Raw genomic sequence first — 16,675 nt, forward strand, 5'->3', positions numbered from 1 at the left:
AATAAATTTCTCAATATAGATATACTTGTTAATTATGGTTCTAATATTCAAAATTAACAAAAAATAAATTATAATAATAATATGATAGTTATCCTTTTGTTTACTCCTTGTACTAAAGATAAGATTGTGTTCCCGATCTTATCTTTTTTCTTTGTAGATTTTTGATAAAAAAAAAAGAATCCTTATAATAAGGATTCTATTACTTATAGTATAATCTACATTCTTATATTTTATTATTGATAAAATCATATACGAATTTCAATTGTAGAATTCCAAAACTTTATGCCAACACTTAACTTTCTTGGAGACTACGAGAATGTACCTCAATCTTCTCATTTGTGTCAGTAATTACTTCATAATTCTCTTCGTTTATCACTTTTGTAATAAGCTCTAGAAAATCAGCTGAGTACCTATGTTGAGATCCATTGATTCCCATATCAATATGATATATATTATTAGAACCTTTTATGTCAAAATTAGTATCTGTTTTAACTTTGTTTATAGCTACATTTACTTTATGCCAATAACTATACCCTAATTTACTTGATACATCTGTAAGTCTCATAGGGTATCTTGCTAACGCTTGTTCAGGATCTAAAATTTGTCCAAATCCACCTAATGTCACTTGTTTTGTACTAGCTTGTTCGCTTGATTTGGATTTAAACCCTAAATAACTGGAAAGGGTTTCTATATCTCTTAAACCGTTCATTCTAACCATATCAACTTCTAAATTAGTTACAGTTTTACTTTTAACAATATTGTAGATATTTTCCTGTAGAGTACTTAAAAAGTCTATATCAGATTTATCACTTTGCATTAAACTCTTATATACATCTTCAAACGTATTAACTAAAAGATAATTAACTCGGATGTTTTGCCCTTCTCCTAATGGTATTACTTTATCAATTGGTGGAGTAAAATCTTCTGGGATGCTTTCTTTTTTCCATTCTACGAACCATATGTTATTAACTATTTCATCTTCGGTTTCACTAACTATTTCAGAAATATCGGATAGGATTTTTTGAATGTTTTCATCGCTTATAGAGTATCCAATGAAGACTATGGGATGTTCCATAAAGTATGTTAACAATTTGGCAGACAAATATTTTCTTTTCTTTTTAAACAATTTATAATCGTCATCTGAAATGATAATTTCTTCAGGATTACTTACACACCCATGTACTTTTAATATATGTCCTATGTTCAATGCTTTTCGATCTTTTATCACTTGTTCCCCAACAATTACATTGAAATTCGGAAATAGCGTTTCAAGTAATTGATCATAATTAGTTGTAATTATTGCATGTGGGTTTAAAGTTTTTAAGATCTCGATTTCGTCTTTATGTACATTTGTTTCTAAATTAAATTGTGACAATAATTCCTCGAAAATCATTTTTATTTGATATTTCAGGTAAATACTATCTGAAAATTCTGTACCGTAAAGGTGTTCAGGATATAAACCAGTACCTTGTTTCATCCAAGCGTAGCTTTGATACTCTTCTACAATAGCTGATGCAATTAAAGGGTAATTACCTCCTTTTTTCTGATTATAATAGCCAATAGGCATTTTTATTTCAGGGTTTAATTCAACAAGTTGTTTTAAAAGTCCTAACCAATTTGGTCCATTAATATATCGAATTGAAAATCCTGATCCGATAAAAAGAATTGGTCGAGTACCACTATCATCTAAAGTCATTTTTAATTTCGCAATGGATTTTTCTAAATACTCTTTGTACAAAACGACTCCCCCTTACATATATATATCCATTATAAATTAATATTGCTTTATATTTTAAACTATTTATTTCCTTTGAATCATAATTTAATATTTATCTCTAATTACATATAGGAGTACCGTTAGCATTTTGTAAAAAAACTACGCTAAGCAAAAAATACAATAAGCTGCCCATAAGGACAGCTTATTTAATAATTATCATTATTGGAAGTTACTTTCCAAGTATTAATAGACAGTCAAGTTCAGTTTCGTGATAACTCTACACACTTAAAGTGTTCAACTGTTGGAAATGGATCATAAAAGTGATGCAATAATGCCTTCCACTCTTGATATTGTTCAGATTGACGAAATCCTATCGTGTGGTCTTCTAAAGTTTCCCATTGCACAAGGAGCAAATATTTTCCTTTCTGCTCCATACAGCGTTGTAATTCATGATTTATGTATCCTTGCATGGAAGAAATGATTGAAGATGCTTGCTTAAATACCGATTCATACTCCGTCTCCATACCGTCTTTTACTTGCAATATGACTGCTTCTAAAATCATTTTGAAGTCCTCCTCTTTCTCCTAATTGTACCATGTGGGAGGAATGCTAGATGAGGAGTTTTGATATATAACATATACACGTCAAGTTAACATACCGTCTCATTATCGGGAGTCAATGTATTTAGAAGACTACTAAAAGTCCTCCAGAGTGTATAACTGGAGGACTTTCGTATTCACATAATTCTTGAAAGCGGAAGTTGAAAATTTTTAGTTTCTTGCTCAATTAAAGTACTTTATAGTTTTTAACATTCCAGCTTGTTTGTCGATGTTTTTAATGTTTTTCCAGATTCATCGAGATAGATGTCTAAAAACGTACCATCAGTAAATTTTATAACTACAGCATTAGTAGTAATAGCAAGATCTTCCACTGTCTTATCTTTCAGTTTTTCAGGTGTAACTTTAAACTTATTCGTTTCCATATTTTATAACGTCCTTTCACTTGAAATTTGATTAAACATCCTGTTCTTCAGTTGAACAAGGAGCAATGTATATCCTATACCTGTAAGGTTAACATAAAGTCCTATTATCGGTAGCAAGGAAAAAGGCAGATCCCTAATTTCACAAGGAATCCGCCTTTTCACTCTATTCATTTTTTTATACATTCCTATCCTGGCGCGGATTTAGGGTTCTCGTTTGGTACTGGATTACCCGAAAAACTGTATAAAATCTTGCATACTCTTAGCGTGCTTTTTCTATGGAATGCTGTCGATACCTCTACTTATAGTTGTTTAATCTTAAGGTAAGATGCTTCACTCCACTAAAAAATATAACAATAAAGTCGTTTAGAAATCTAGGTGTTAATCAACAATCGCGTCCCATTGTTGATTAACAGTTTCCTTTTGTTCTATTTGCAGATTTACAAAATGTATTTAACTACGCGTAAGTGAAGTGGGATGGGAATGATACAATGTGGTATAACTGACAAAAGATTGTCCAAGGGATAGTTATGGAGCTAAAAGATTATTAAAATTGACGAAAGCTTTACCTAAATAATGAGTAACTATTTTCTTGTTTTCAAACGCATCGCAGGCTAATCCCCTGAACTTGTGCTAACAAGATCGCTAAGTAATCCTAGTAATGTTTTACGATTCTGTTAGTTATTGCGCTGCAAAAAGGAGAAAGATTGGATTTTATCGAGACAATAGTACTCATTATATTGTGCTACACTAAAAAAATAGTAATTTATCCGTTTATTCATAATCGACAGCGTTTTCTTCATTTTTTACTTTTCCTTTTGGACTTATGAGGAACTAATTCGTCTATTGCAAAAACTTATTGTAATAAATGTTTTATTAGCTGTTCCATATACTATGCCACTTGCAACATCAAAACTAGCTTCTTTTAGGCGAAACTCCTCGTTGTTTGACGTTATGTAAATATCATAATTGAAAAGCTGTTCAGTAATACTAATGTCTAGAGATCCAATTTTTTCACAATTAAATGGACAAATTCCTTGTCTTCTATCACTAAAATATTGCTTTATTTCAATCGCCGAAAATCTTGCGGGCTCAAGATCCAGTGCAAATCTTTTAAAGGGGTAAAATTGAATTGTGCCTTCGGCATAGCTGACTAGGTTATTTTTGCTCACATCATTAGTTGTTATTACAATATCTACAAGACACTGGTTATCCTGATGCTTAGAACCCCATTGAAAAAGTTCTTCAAGAATATGAACAGACATCTACATCTCTCCTTAAAATATTTTTTATTGACAACTATAATTTAAGTATTGAATTCTAAAATTCTCGATTTTCTGTTGCATAATTAACGTAACGCTTTTTTTGATTTATAAACTATGGCCAATTGAACAAATTTCACAACCCAAGTAAATCAAATAGTGAGATGTTTCTTTAGTTATTATGTTTTTTCGCCCATTTTTTATTCATTGTTTAATAAAATAACTTTATTGTCACTTTACATATAGGGGTAATCACAGGGTTGCTACTTTAGTCCGTCACATAAATTCTAATAAAAGGTGAAAATTCTAAGTTGTTTTTCCTTCCTTTCTCTCCTTGATGATTTTTTATTGTTAAAACTATACTAGTAGTAAACAGTATAGATGAGAGGGAAAATAAATGAAGAGAAACTGGACAGAAGAATGTAGGATTCTTACTGAAAGATATATATCTATTTTTAAAGTACCTCAAGTATGAATTAATGTGTAATTTCTATATAACAAATAAAAAAGTACCTACTTTCATAGGTACTTTTTGTGTATCTGATTAATTGTGTATCTATTTCCAATAGCAATTTAATTTACATTTTTAACTAAAACTTAATTATTCCATCCAAGAGGAAATTTTCATCAATTTAACAATTAGATTACATCATACTTCCCTTCCTCTTACTTGGCTTCATGTTTATTATAATATTTTTTATATAACTGAAAAAAACATCCAAATAACTTTTTTATTGCGAGAAATCCTATACCTTTAATTCTACAGGTAACTTTTTAAAATTAGAGATATAAATGCATAAAAATGAGAGAATATATTTTATTTAAAAAGCTGTTATGTATTTTATAGACTGGATATTCTTCATAATCTTATTTATTTAGATAAGATGCTAATTCAACAGATACTATTTCATTTACTTCTCTTATATTCCCATCTAATTTTAGTAAATAATTTTTCAACTCGTTTTTTGTTTCAAAAACAATCTCAGTATAAATCGTTTCAAAAAACAAATTGCTTTTTTCATACAAGTCAAAATGCTCTATTTCAACAATCATTTCAATAACTTCATCTTCTATCTTTCTGATTTCATCAAATTTATTTTTAAACATTTGTTTTAAATCAACATTTAAATTTTGATTTAACAAGAAACGATATCTTTCTCCTTATGATGTATAATATTTCCTGCTAAAATATAACCTCCACTTTTACTAATTACTTCCTGTACCAATTCTGCCCTACTTTTCCATATCCCTGGTATTCCTAGTATAATTTTTGGTTCCAATGTAAGAAACACTCCTTTACAAACTATTAGAATATTTTTCCCCTAATGATTTAAGGTAAAACTACAACTTGTTTTTTATACACATTCTTTTTACTCAAAATATAACCTACATTTTATCATACCCTTAATTATTAAAACGCTTAATTCCAAGCATCCTTATCTCGAAAGTATAATCTATACATGGTGTGTTTTCTCTTCACATTAAAATAGAATTTCAATACTATGGAACAAAATTAAGTACTCTGCATTGAAGTTTGTATTATTAGACACTCTTTACATAGATAAAAATATAAATAACTCTCTCCAATTTGAAAACTTACTCCTCCTACAAGTTCTCCTTCATGCCCATAATCCTCTCCGGCCACCATAGCCACATATTTCATACTTTTAGAGCAACAAGGACACTTCGCCTCTATAGAATCGTCTATATATAGAGGCGCTCCAAGTAGCCTACAGATATAATCTGTTCCTATAGAATCAATTGCTTTTTCATACTCCTCATCATTACAAGGGGTATCATAACTCTCCATATTTATTAATTTCATATCATATTTAGGCAAAGGAACTGGAATTTTATCAATCATTTCATATTTCCAATCAAATATCTCACTTTGATTAACAATATGTATAGAACGTTGCTCAATATTTAATTGGAAATTTTGTACGTTCTCATATAATGAACAGTTTAAACAAGTGATTAGCGGCAGCTCTGTTAATTCTTCCGTTCTAAGTTCCTCTAATCTAAAATCGTTTAAATCAAAAGTAACTATTTGATGTGCTTGTTCATTACATTGCGGACATATTGGTACACCCCAAGTTTTTCCCCAAAAATAATGATTGTGTTTATCCTTTTTTCAAACACAAAACGTAACAAAAACGAACGCGTTTATGTTACAAATGTCTCCGAAAAATAACGTCTGGAAAAAAATGTATCGCTATGACCTATTTTTACACGTATCTCGGCTGTACCCCGAAATAGGTTAGATTGCTAAAGGTACCTCTATTGTTTCTCGTAGACGAAGCATACACTTCTCAAACATGCCCTTGTTGCCAAAGAAGAAAGAAAATGCGGACACGTAACTACGTTTGTGTGTGCGGCTACGAAGAACACTGGGACATTCACGGTGCCCGCAACATTTTGGCAAAAGAACTGTACGGAAAGATGTGTCATATCCCGGAAGAAACGAAGAGAAAGTATTTGTGGATTGCGTAAGCAAAAAGTAGTAGACGGTGTGTTCCCACCCTTCTGCATGTGCAGAAGTTGCTTAGTCAAATGAAGAAAAGGGGGTCCCTGCATAGGTGCAGAGAGGAGGTGGAAAATCCGCTTCTCATGGGACCTTGTCTTTGTTGATGCTAAGAAATCCCCACTTCAAGCGGAAGCGAGTAAGTGGGGGAGGTTCATAGTGAATTATTTTTGTACTTAAATCACTTAATCTCTAAAATCATTGCTAGATCGATTGCATAATTCGTGCGAGTTCTTTTTCTAAAACAGCGGGCTCGTTTGCATAATTGTAAATCCCTAAAAACTTCTCTATAGCCTCTGGATGGGAACTGATTAGCTTGTTGACAGCATCCTGTTGTTCAGATATGCGTTCATTCTTCGAAATTTGGCATCCCATGTGAAACCGAACCATAAACTCATCTTCTATTGCCTTTTGATATTCTTCAGACATTTGATTTGATTGATCGGATTTTCCCTTATATTTTGATAGAATATTGGATAATATACGTGCTCCACATATAGCATCATGGATACCCTGCGCCATGCCAGGATCTTTAAAACAAACTGCATCTCCAACCAACGCCCATCCTTTTCCCATTCCTTTATACCAGTAATTATCATATCCGAGAATGCCTTTGACCGGTTCTACTAGTTCTGCATTTTTCAAGCGCGCCCCAATTGTTGTATTCGGAAAGTTATCTGTAAAGAAATTGCGTAGACAGCTTTCCGGATTTAATTTCAACCGTTCTATCAATTCCTTATTTTCTAATGGGAAAATGCCGACAATTACATATAAATCATCATTCGTCGGAAAGAGAATGGCTGTGTTATCTTTTATCTTGTATACTTCAAATTTAGGGACATTATCGTGGCGAAATCCAGAGAAATACCCGAAATAGATGCCGACTGTTGCCGGAATACTTATTTTGAGTTCACTTTTTACCAGCTTGCGAATAATAGAGGATCGGCCGTCTGCCCCGACTACCAGGCGAGCTAAAAATTCTTGTTTCTCGTTGTCGCCGTCTAAACCTTTCACGCCTATCACTGTTTCGTCATCACGGATGACATCCGTCACACGAAATCCTTCTAAAACAGTTACATTCATTTGGGATTTGGCTTGTTCAAGTAGAATATGATCGAGATAAGTTCTTCTAATACAATAACAACTTTCCTCTCCGTAAACCTCAGGGATGAGACCTTCTATCACGGTATCCTCAAATTGAAATTTAATATCCCGTACCGGCGGTGCTTTTGTTTCCAATAACTTGTCCAGGACACCGGTTTCTCGAAGAAGAGCGACAGTATTATTGAAAAAGGTATGGGTTGATAATGTGTCCCTTGGAAAATTCGCTCGGTCCACTAACAACACATGGAAACCTGCCTTAGCAAGATAAATTGCCAGGGTAGAGCCGGCACATCTAGCACCGGTAATGATGACATCATACGTCTTATTCATCGTATCACTCCATTTTCAAGTATAATTATTAACTTGCTTATCCATTAGCAGAGTTCTAAAGTTAATGCCCCTACGAGTTAAAGTAATGGGGAAAATTGATAAGAATGCACTACATACATAAAGTATGGAAGCTAAAACGAAATAAGTACAGAAAATTCTCACCTGCTATACAATTAAAAAGAATTTGTGGTAAAAATCGGAATGATAATTTAAGTATTAAATAAAGGTCCGTTTACTTGTCTCGTGAAGAGTTAATAGATGTATATTCACAAAAATGGTTGTTAAAACATCGACTCCAAACTCCTTGTATAAAGTTTTGGAAATCAAGTCCATTTGCTATGTTAAATGCGCTATAATTTTGGGGTAATCGTCCTTATCATATGTTGAATGAATTATATCCAAATCGTTTTAAAGAGTGGGAATTTAAAAAAACGACTACAGGATTCTGGACAAAAGAGAAGGGAATCCATTTAGCAGATGAGTTCAACATAAGATTCAATGTAGACTATTGCTTTTGTATTTTTTGGTCTTTATTAAATATTACGGTACGTGAAATTATATATTTCCTTGTTAAAAAAGCCCCCATAGATTGTACACCTATGAGAGCTACCTAAGGGTATTTAAACTTTCGACTTCATTCTATTGTAACAGGCTTTCACCATACATATAGTGACTTCATTGAAGGGATATCTCTTAATTAAATTAAAACATTCAGGAACGCGTTAATAAGGATGTTGAAGGCTACAAAAAAGAGTGGGACATATTTAAGAATGAAGGAAGATTGTGAATTAAACCAGTAAAACCTGCATTTAATCATGCAGGTTTTACTGTAATAGCATTAATAAAATGTAAGCTGGTATGGTTCTTCTGGCATTTTTGAAGAACGTCTTGGAACAAATGTCATGGTAACTTCACCTCTATCGAAATGATTGTACATTCTTTTCAAAAGGTCATCATGTGTCAATGGCATAATCATATTCGAACAATCAGCTATAATCGAAATTGTATCATCATCTTCATTATGCATGAATACCATAGGGGCTTGCTCATAACCACAATCATCAAAAATACCCCTAATTACTCTTGTGTCTTCAGGAGTAAAAGTCCTGTTTAATTTAATCTGCCAATACCTGTTCACATCCCCCTGTTTGTCTCCAAAACCTATCTTACTCGAAGATATTGAGTAAGATAAAGGGTCAATGTTCACTTTATCTAAATCTTCTTCAACAACCTTTTCTAGTTCGGGAACCATGAATTTAATGAATTTTTTTGGAAGAACATGCAGGAAATATTTACCTTCTGTTTCGGTGTAAAATTCAGATAATAAAGTTTGGTCTACCCCTAATTGTTGGCCGTTATTATTTTTATATATCCAATCTTTCTTTTGGTCATTGCTCACAAAAATAATATGTCTTTTTAGATTCATGATTTCAGACCAAATTATATAATCCCCAGTCGGATCATTTTTGTTCTCGTCAGTACCTGGTTTTATACCGCGAGAAATCCTTTTTAATCCCTCTTCCCTTAAAATATCTTTATCTTTTGAATACGGAAGAAATGCCCCCTGGCAGAGTTCTTTTATGAATTCGAAATATTCATCATGAGTGATTAATGCTGTTATTTTCTCTTTTACCTTTTTTAAACTTTTTTTATATTCTTGAACCGCCTTCAGTAAACTTTCACTTTTATTCTGAGCGTCAATTATTTCTTCAGAAGTTTCAGCAGTTGGCATAAATGCTTTTATTTCATTCTTAGGATTTTGAATTTTATTGAGTTCATTATCTATCGATGCAATTTGTTCTAAAAGAACTGTTTGTCTATTTTTAGAGAATTCATGCAAAACTTGCTCAGGTATTTTAAGTCTGTTCTCTTTATTTAGACCTTCTAAAACATTTTTCACTTCATCAGTAGTAACGTTTCGCCATTGATAAGCCATTAATAAAAAATTAGTATCTGGAACAATTATAGCCTTATCGTCATACAATTCTTTTAAATCTGGTTGATACATAAAATATTTTTCATATGATTTCACAATAAGTCCCCTCTCCATTTGAAACCATCATAAAGCAATATTCCGATATTTACATTAAACTAAGATAACATTGATTAAAAAAAAGAAAAATCCCTAGATTGGGATTTCAATTCTATATCACACTTTGAATTCATAACATAGATATCGCCTGTTATCCTTGTAACTCTTCCCAGCTTCGACCGTACAATTGGGTGTGCTGTTTAGTTAGGAAAGAGTTACTATATTTTTGTAGCAAGACTATCCATAAAATTGCTAATTGAGGGAAATTGAAAAATACGTAAATTAGAAGAATTAATATCATACTGCTTATCAGTAATAATGAGGATTGATGGGAAGAATTTAGATCCCTTTGGCTGCCAAGATTCGTTATGCCATTCCTGACTGTGAAAGTATAATTCATACCTGTTGATTTTATCTTGCATAATCTTTTTGCTGTACACTGACTTTTGAACTTCAATAAAGAATGGAGATCTACGCCATATTGTAAATGCATCAGGTTCCATGAATTCTTTCCCATACTTCGGTTCCACTTTAAATAATTTCGGTTTTTCATAATGGATAAGCTGTTTATATATGTCCACGACGCCAAGGAAGTGGGGAATCTTCTGGCTAGTTTTGCGAAGTGTGCTAGGTTGAGGGAAATATATAAATGGTTGCTGTGAGATATTGGCATCCACATGGCCATCTCTTCTTAATCGTTTCATCACCGTGTTACAGCAAGTAACCGCGTTTTTAAGTCCATTAAAATGCAAATCTATTATATCGTCACGAGACATACACCTAAAACGTTTCAAATCAATCAGTATCTCTTTGTCTCTATTCTTCATAATCTACTAACACTCCAAACAATTGATTCTCTTCTTGTGAAGGATTCTGAAGCTTCATATCCTCTTTCAAAACGCGATAAGGTTCAACAATTTGCTTCGCTTTGCTTAATTCAAAATAAGGCGCTTGCACTTTCTTTAATCCATTTAATTTCAAAATCATTTGGCCCGATTGCTCTAAGTGTTCTGATCCAGGTGTACCCATGATATTACTGTTAATCGTACTATCACATTTAAAGCCCATTCTGACTGTCATATTAAGCTTTAACTTACCATCTAACACTTTTGCATCAGGACGTTGCATAGAAAGCATGAGGAAGACTCCTAACGCCCTTCCGACTGCCGATATCTTTTCAATTGTGGACATACATTCTTTTTCATCTTGCAACATGGCCACTTCATCAATAGCAAGTAAAATATATGGTTTCTGATTATCAGGATTCAATTTATTGTATTCATCAATATGATCTACTTCATACTCTTCCATCAACTTTCTACGCTCGCGTATGTCCTTCCACAATTTCTGCAACATAATCTTCATTTCGATTTCTTCCATGCAAACCTCTTTTACATGTTTCACTCTTCGCAAAAAATGAAATTCGGAATTCTTCAAGTCGCCCAGGTACAAGTGTAATTTATTTGGAGACATACTTTGAATGAGTGTAGACAGCACAACACGTACCATACTACTTTTACCGCTTCCTGTTTCTCCTGCAATTAATAAGTGTGGTGTATTTGAATCAACCATGTCGTACACAATCATATTTCCGAATTGGTCCCGACCTACCACAACAGGAAGACGATGTTTTTTTAGTAGTGGCTGCCACTTCTTATAACTGTAATTGTATGGTTGTAATCCTGCATTCGAATGAAACACATTGAGGACAAACCTTTTAATATCTCCTTCAATCGCTATGTTACGTCCTAATATTTGTTGAAAGCAAAACCATTTCTTTTCGATGGTCTTTGGATCCAAACCGTTTGGAATAGTGAAGATATATCGAACCTTTTCTTTCGAAGAGGATATATCATGTATCTTCGGATAAATTGGGACTTTCCCTCCCCTTGTTTGATGGTCCACATATAAACCTGCTTTTCCAAATACCTCTATAAGTTGATTCTTTAAACTTTGTTTATGCAGCCATTCTTTGACGATTCCCATGTGGCACCTCCTAGAACATGATTAAGATTTTGATAAATACATAACCGATGAAACAAACCCCACCTATCCTCATTCCGTGATACATTCCATCACTTAAAAGTTTAGCTGCTGCAACGTGATCATTTTTCACAAGATGTTTCTCTAATATCGCTCCACCAATTGTTGTTGCTCCTAAAACTCCTAAAGAAATGAATGTTGTTAACATATAAATCCCCCCTTTATAAACAGAATTTAAAATCCTGATGATCCTCAGGTTTATTGGCTGAAAACCTTGGTAGTGTTACTTTGATAACTAATTTGATAGCTACCTTGATAGTACAAATACTAGTTACTTTGATAGCGATTAGGCTATTTACTTTGGTAGCGACCTTGATAAAGCATATGGGGTACAGCTTGGCCAATTTCTTACTTTTTTTCCTGAGTTTAAAAAAATGAGAAATGGTACAAAATGTGGATGAGGTGATAAACGTGTTCGGATTGGGGAAAAAGCGTACAAAATTCGGTCGCTATTTAGATTCAAATGGAATAGCACAAATCGAATTAGAACGAACATCAAAATTAAGTACAGGTACTGTTTCTAAACTGTGTAATGATAAAAAATATAGACCCAAGTTTTCAACAATAACTCAAATCGTTAAGGGATTAAAAAAGCTAGGGAAGAATATAGATGAACATGATTTTTGGATGTAATAATCAGCACTCAAAACCAATGGCTAATTATTTTTTTCTTGAAATTTTCCTATCACTTTGATTTTTTAATTACTCGTCCCTCTTTAATAAGTATAGGGGGGATTTATAATGCAAATTAATTTCAATACTAACGGAAAGAAAATCAAATTTAAGATGGCGGTTAACAAGCCTAGGTTTAAAATCAAAGCAACAATCCTGTTAATGTTACTAAGGATATCAGAGGTTTTAAGTACTATATCACGTATCTTCTTTTAATAAAAAGCTGGCTAAATATAGTCAGCTTTTTTATTTTTTGAAAAAACCCCTTCATAAAAGAACATACATTCGTATATAATAAGAACTAACGTTCTGTTATTTAGGAGGAATAACGGTGTATGACTATTCAATATTGCCGAATCGAATTGTTTTATGTGTAGATCTTCGTAGCTTTTATGCTTCAGTCAGCTGTATCAAGATGGGATTAGATCCACTTCACACGAAATTAGCTGTAGTTGGTGATGTTAACAGGAATGGCTCAATTGTATTGGCTGCAACGCCACCATTAAAAGCGTTAGGCGTTAAGAAAATGGCAAGGTTGTATGAAATCCCACGTCGTAAAGATATCCTTGTGGTAAACCCAATTATGAGCACGTACATAAAATGCTCTAATTTCATCACTAAACTAGCTCTACAATATGTTCCTGTTGAGGATTTTCACCAATATTCAATTGATGAATTCTTCATGGATATAACGGATAGTTTTCATCTATTTGCTAACGATCCGTATGAATTCGCATTGAAATTCAAGCGTGAAATATATGCGAAGACACGGATTGAATGCACGATAGGAATTGGCCCTAATCCTTTAATGAGCAAAGTAGCTTTAGATGTGGAAGCGAAGAAAACGAAAGATTGCATAGCATACTGGAAGTACGAAGATGTACCCATAAAATTATGGCCAATACGACCACTTAGTAAGTTTTGGGGAATTTCGGGTAAGACAGAAGCAAAATTAAACCGAAAAGGAATACATTCAATCGGGGACTTGGCACAGTATCCACTTAAATACCTAAAACAAAGTTTTGGGGTCATTGGCGAAGAACTACACTTACATAGCAACGGCATTGATTTTAGCCGTATATCAAAAAAATACGTCCCAGCAACAACTTCTATTGGTAAAAGCCAAATACTTATGCGTGATTACACCATAGAAGAATTCCCAATTATTCTACTGGAACATATCGAGGAAGTTTGTTATCGAATGCGAAGACAAAACAAACTAGCTCAAACTATTCATTTTTCTATTGGTTACAGCAAAGATTACGCTGGAGGTTTCAGAAAAACTCACACCATGAACCGTCCAACCAATTTAACAATGGATATTTATAAGATTTGCATATATTTTTTACATGAGTTTTATACCGGAGAACCCATTAGATCCATCAATGTTTCTTTAACTAACTTAATCAATGAAGGCGAAGAACAAATCTCACTATTTGATAATATAGTACAACGAGAAAAAGAAATGAAACTAACTAAAGTAATGGACGAAATACGCACTAAATTTGGTAAGAACAGCATATTACGAGGAATTTCGTATACAAATAGTGCAACCGCAAGATACAGAAACACATTGTTAGGAGGACATAAAGCATGAACAACGCTAATATGCCAAAAGGAAGAGGTATGGTTAAATGGACTCCGTTCGTTATCAAGACCTAAATTCAAAAAATATTTAAAATATCAAGCTTCTAACATATTGTATATGACTACTATGTTAGAAGCTTTAAAAACGAAAAAATTGAAATCTCCAAGTGAAAATGGACAATTTTTGTTTTGAGGTGTTATATAATTCTTAAATTGATGGGCCTTTAGTTTTAAACTAAGTTATACTCTCGACACTCTTCACAAAATAAATTCGTATCGTATTTATGTTCTATATAAACTTGATGCCATACCATAAATGCTAGTACTGTCCAAATTTTACGGCTATAGTCAGCTTTATCTGTACAATGTGCCTCCAGTAAGTTTAATACATATTCTTTATCAATTAAATGTTCGGTTTTACTTTCTTTAATAATGTTTAGAGCCCAGTCATGCATTTCATCTTTTAACCAATGACGGATTGGTACTGGAAAACCAAGTTTCTTACGATCTAATACATGATCGGGAACAATACCGCGTACAGCTTCACGTAAAATGGCCTTTGTAGTTCTATTGGCAATTTTAAATTCTGTTGGGATTTTAGAAGCAACATCAAAGACTTCTTTATCTAGAAATGGAACACGTAATTCTAATGAGTGAGCGGTAGACATTTTATCCGCTTTTAATAAAATATCTCCACGTAACCATGTGTACATATCAATGTATTGCATTTTACTTACATCATCATAATCCTTAATTTCATTATATAATGGTTTGGTTACATCCTTATAGTTAACACTTTCACTGTAAGACTGCATTAACTTCATTTTCTCTTTTTCACGGAAGATCTTTGCATTACCATAGTAACGTTCTTCAATTGGTGTACATCCACGCTCAAGAAAACTCTTTCCCTTAAAACCTTCTTTAAGCGCTCCACTTAAAGCTTTTAAAACCGTTTTACCTGGGGTTGGGATGTATGAGAACATTTTTAAAGAGTTTGGCTCACGGTAAATATTATATCCTCCAAATAGCTCATCTGAACCTTCACCAGAAAGAACAACTGTTACATGTTTACGCGCTTCTTTTGCAACAAAGTATAATGGAACTGCTGCTGGATCTGCTAATGGGTCATCCATATGCCACATGATTTTTGGAAATTCATCCATAAATTCTTGTGGTTTCACCAATACACTATAGTTTTTTAAACCTAATTTTTCAGCAGTTTCTTTCGCTACATCTATTTCACTAAATCCACGGTGCTCAAAACCAACAGAGAATGTTAAGAGATTTGGATTTATTTCTTTTGCAATAGAAGCAATAATAGACGAGTCAATTCCGCCAGATAAGAATGCGCCTACTGGAACATCACTGCGCATATGTACTTTTACAGAATCATATAATACATCACGAATTGCTTGAATGTGTTCCTCTTTTGGGGTATCTACAGCATTGAAATATGGTTTCCAGTAGCAATGAATTTCTATCGCTTTTCCAATTTCTTTTATGAAATAATGACCTGGTTCAATTTTGTTGATATTATTTGTTAATGTTTCTGGTTCTGGTCCATATTGGTATGTAAAATAATGTTGCAGGGAAGTTGGATTTATATCTTTATCCTGCATTACATGTAAGATACTTTTCTTTTCAGATGCAAAGAAAGTCGTATCATCCTGTTCTGCAATATAAAGCGGTTTAATACCAAAATGATCACGCGCGCCAAATAATCTTTTCTCTTGACGGTCCCAAATAACAAAAGTATACATTCCACGAAGATGTTTTACACATTCTTCTTTTACATGAGCATATAATGCAACAATAACTTCCGTATCTGACTGAGTTGAAAAATTTGCCCCCTGTTTAATTAACATTTCACGTAATTCTATATAATTATAAATTTCACCATTGAACATAAGTATATAACGCTCATTTTCATATGTTAGCGGTTGATGTCCAGCATCCAAATCAATAATGCTTAAGCGTCTAAACCCAAATTGGACATGTTCGTCACGGAAATATCCTTGATCATCCGGACCGCGATGGTATAACAGATTTGTCATATTTTCAAATTGTATTTTCTCTGTTTCCGAATAACTTTTTGCAGTATTATACAGGCAACCCACATAACCACACATTTTTTTACCTACTTTCGATTCATCTATTTCCTGAAATTTTAATATTATGATCAACTTCAAGAAAGAAAAATTCTTTATTTAAGGGCGTAGCAAACATTTAGTGCTTATAAATTAATATTTATCTCTAATAGAAATTCTAATAAATTTAGCTGAAAAAAAATTAGTATTGATAAGTCTAACTAATTTAAAGCTTATTTAAATTATAAATCTATAATAGTATAGGGCAATGCCGATTTTTCTATCACTACCATAGATCTGTCTCTTATACACATCTGACGCTGCCGACGAAGCTAGAA

At 33.0% G+C, this 16,675-nt stretch carries 15 protein-coding genes and 1 pseudogene; 3 read left to right on the plus strand and 13 right to left on the minus strand.

Annotation, left to right across the window (positions count from 1 at the left end):
- Window positions 1-292 precede the first annotated feature (292 nt).
- The 7 genes and pseudogenes from JDS92_RS26470 to JDS92_RS31105 all read right to left on the minus strand — a co-directional run bounded on the left by JDS92_RS26470 (window position 293) and on the right by JDS92_RS31105 (window position 5,822).
- Window positions 293-1,738 carry an SIR2 family protein gene (locus tag JDS92_RS26470; RefSeq protein ID WP_242476038.1) on the minus strand — a complete coding sequence of 482 codons (1,446 nt, stop codon included), beginning with the start codon at window positions 1,736-1,738 and terminating at the stop codon, window positions 293-295.
- 239 nt (window positions 1,739-1,977) lie between these two features.
- Window positions 1,978-2,280 (minus strand): antibiotic biosynthesis monooxygenase family protein, encoded by a 303-nt coding sequence (locus tag JDS92_RS26475; protein ID WP_199632788.1) that lies wholly within the window; start codon window positions 2,278-2,280, stop codon window positions 1,978-1,980.
- Between the two features lie 242 nt (window positions 2,281-2,522).
- Window positions 2,523-2,699, minus strand: a complete 177-nt coding sequence (locus tag JDS92_RS26480; RefSeq protein WP_165497441.1) for a hypothetical protein — start codon at window positions 2,697-2,699, stop codon at window positions 2,523-2,525.
- An 821-nt stretch (window positions 2,700-3,520) separates the two neighbouring features.
- Window positions 3,521-3,961 carry a hypothetical protein gene (locus JDS92_RS26485; RefSeq protein ID WP_199632789.1) on the minus strand — a complete coding sequence of 147 codons (441 nt, stop codon included), beginning with the start codon at window positions 3,959-3,961 and terminating at the stop codon, window positions 3,521-3,523.
- 864 nt (window positions 3,962-4,825) lie between these two features.
- Window positions 4,826-5,101, minus strand: a complete 276-nt coding sequence (locus JDS92_RS26490; protein ID WP_242476039.1) for a hypothetical protein — start codon at window positions 5,099-5,101, stop codon at window positions 4,826-4,828.
- Between the two features lie 5 nt (window positions 5,102-5,106).
- Window positions 5,107-5,238, minus strand: a pseudogene (locus JDS92_RS26495) (DUF4261 domain-containing protein); the annotation flags it as partial.
- Window positions 5,239-5,471: 233 nt separating this feature from the next.
- The gene (locus JDS92_RS31105; protein ID WP_242476041.1) at window positions 5,472-5,822 is read right to left on the minus strand and encodes a hypothetical protein; all 351 of its coding nucleotides are present in this window, start codon (window positions 5,820-5,822) and stop codon (window positions 5,472-5,474) included.
- 419 nt (window positions 5,823-6,241) lie between these two features.
- Here JDS92_RS31105 and JDS92_RS26505 point away from each other — a divergent pair, with 419 nt between their 5' ends.
- Window positions 6,242-6,451 (plus strand): zinc ribbon domain-containing protein, encoded by a 210-nt coding sequence (locus JDS92_RS26505; protein ID WP_274606231.1) that lies wholly within the window; start codon window positions 6,242-6,244, stop codon window positions 6,449-6,451.
- Between the two features lie 235 nt (window positions 6,452-6,686).
- Here the strand turns inward: JDS92_RS26505 and JDS92_RS26510 are convergent, their stop codons facing one another.
- From JDS92_RS26510 to JDS92_RS26530, 5 genes are all read right to left on the minus strand, one after another.
- Window positions 6,687-7,916 (minus strand): NAD(P)/FAD-dependent oxidoreductase, encoded by a 1,230-nt coding sequence (locus JDS92_RS26510; RefSeq protein ID WP_199632790.1) that lies wholly within the window; start codon window positions 7,914-7,916, stop codon window positions 6,687-6,689.
- Between the two features lie 838 nt (window positions 7,917-8,754).
- Window positions 8,755-9,948, minus strand: a complete 1,194-nt coding sequence (locus tag JDS92_RS26515) for a PIN-like domain-containing protein (protein WP_199632791.1) — start codon at window positions 9,946-9,948, stop codon at window positions 8,755-8,757.
- Between the two features lie 218 nt (window positions 9,949-10,166).
- A complete protein-coding gene (locus JDS92_RS26520) occupies window positions 10,167-10,775 on the minus strand; it encodes a replication-relaxation family protein (protein WP_199632792.1) in 609 nt (202 codons plus the stop codon).
- A complete protein-coding gene (locus JDS92_RS26525) occupies window positions 10,765-11,934 on the minus strand; it encodes an FtsK/SpoIIIE domain-containing protein (protein WP_199632793.1) in 1,170 nt (389 codons plus the stop codon). The genes JDS92_RS26520 and JDS92_RS26525 overlap by 11 nt, the downstream gene beginning before the upstream one ends.
- A 10-nt stretch (window positions 11,935-11,944) precedes the next feature.
- Window positions 11,945-12,139, minus strand: coding sequence for a hypothetical protein (locus tag JDS92_RS26530; protein ID WP_058839877.1), 195 nt, complete (start codon window positions 12,137-12,139; stop codon window positions 11,945-11,947).
- Window positions 12,140-12,402: 263 nt separating this feature from the next.
- Here JDS92_RS26530 and JDS92_RS26535 point away from each other — a divergent pair, with 263 nt between their 5' ends.
- A complete protein-coding gene (locus JDS92_RS26535) occupies window positions 12,403-12,624 on the plus strand; it encodes a helix-turn-helix domain-containing protein (protein WP_098885653.1) in 222 nt (73 codons plus the stop codon).
- 370 nt (window positions 12,625-12,994) lie between these two features.
- Window positions 12,995-14,260, plus strand: coding sequence for a Y-family DNA polymerase (locus JDS92_RS26540; protein ID WP_199632794.1), 1,266 nt, complete (start codon window positions 12,995-12,997; stop codon window positions 14,258-14,260).
- Window positions 14,261-14,480: 220 nt separating this feature from the next.
- Here JDS92_RS26540 and asnB read toward each other — a convergent pair whose 3' ends face one another.
- Window positions 14,481-16,379, minus strand: a complete 1,899-nt coding sequence (asnB, locus tag JDS92_RS26545; protein ID WP_199632795.1) for an asparagine synthase (glutamine-hydrolyzing) — start codon at window positions 16,377-16,379, stop codon at window positions 14,481-14,483.
- Window positions 16,380-16,675 lie beyond the last annotated feature (296 nt).

Origin of the sequence: Bacillus cereus group sp. N12 (genome assembly GCF_016483575.1) — a bacterium.
Classification (GTDB): domain Bacteria; phylum Bacillota; class Bacilli; order Bacillales; family Bacillaceae_G; genus Bacillus_A; species Bacillus_A toyonensis.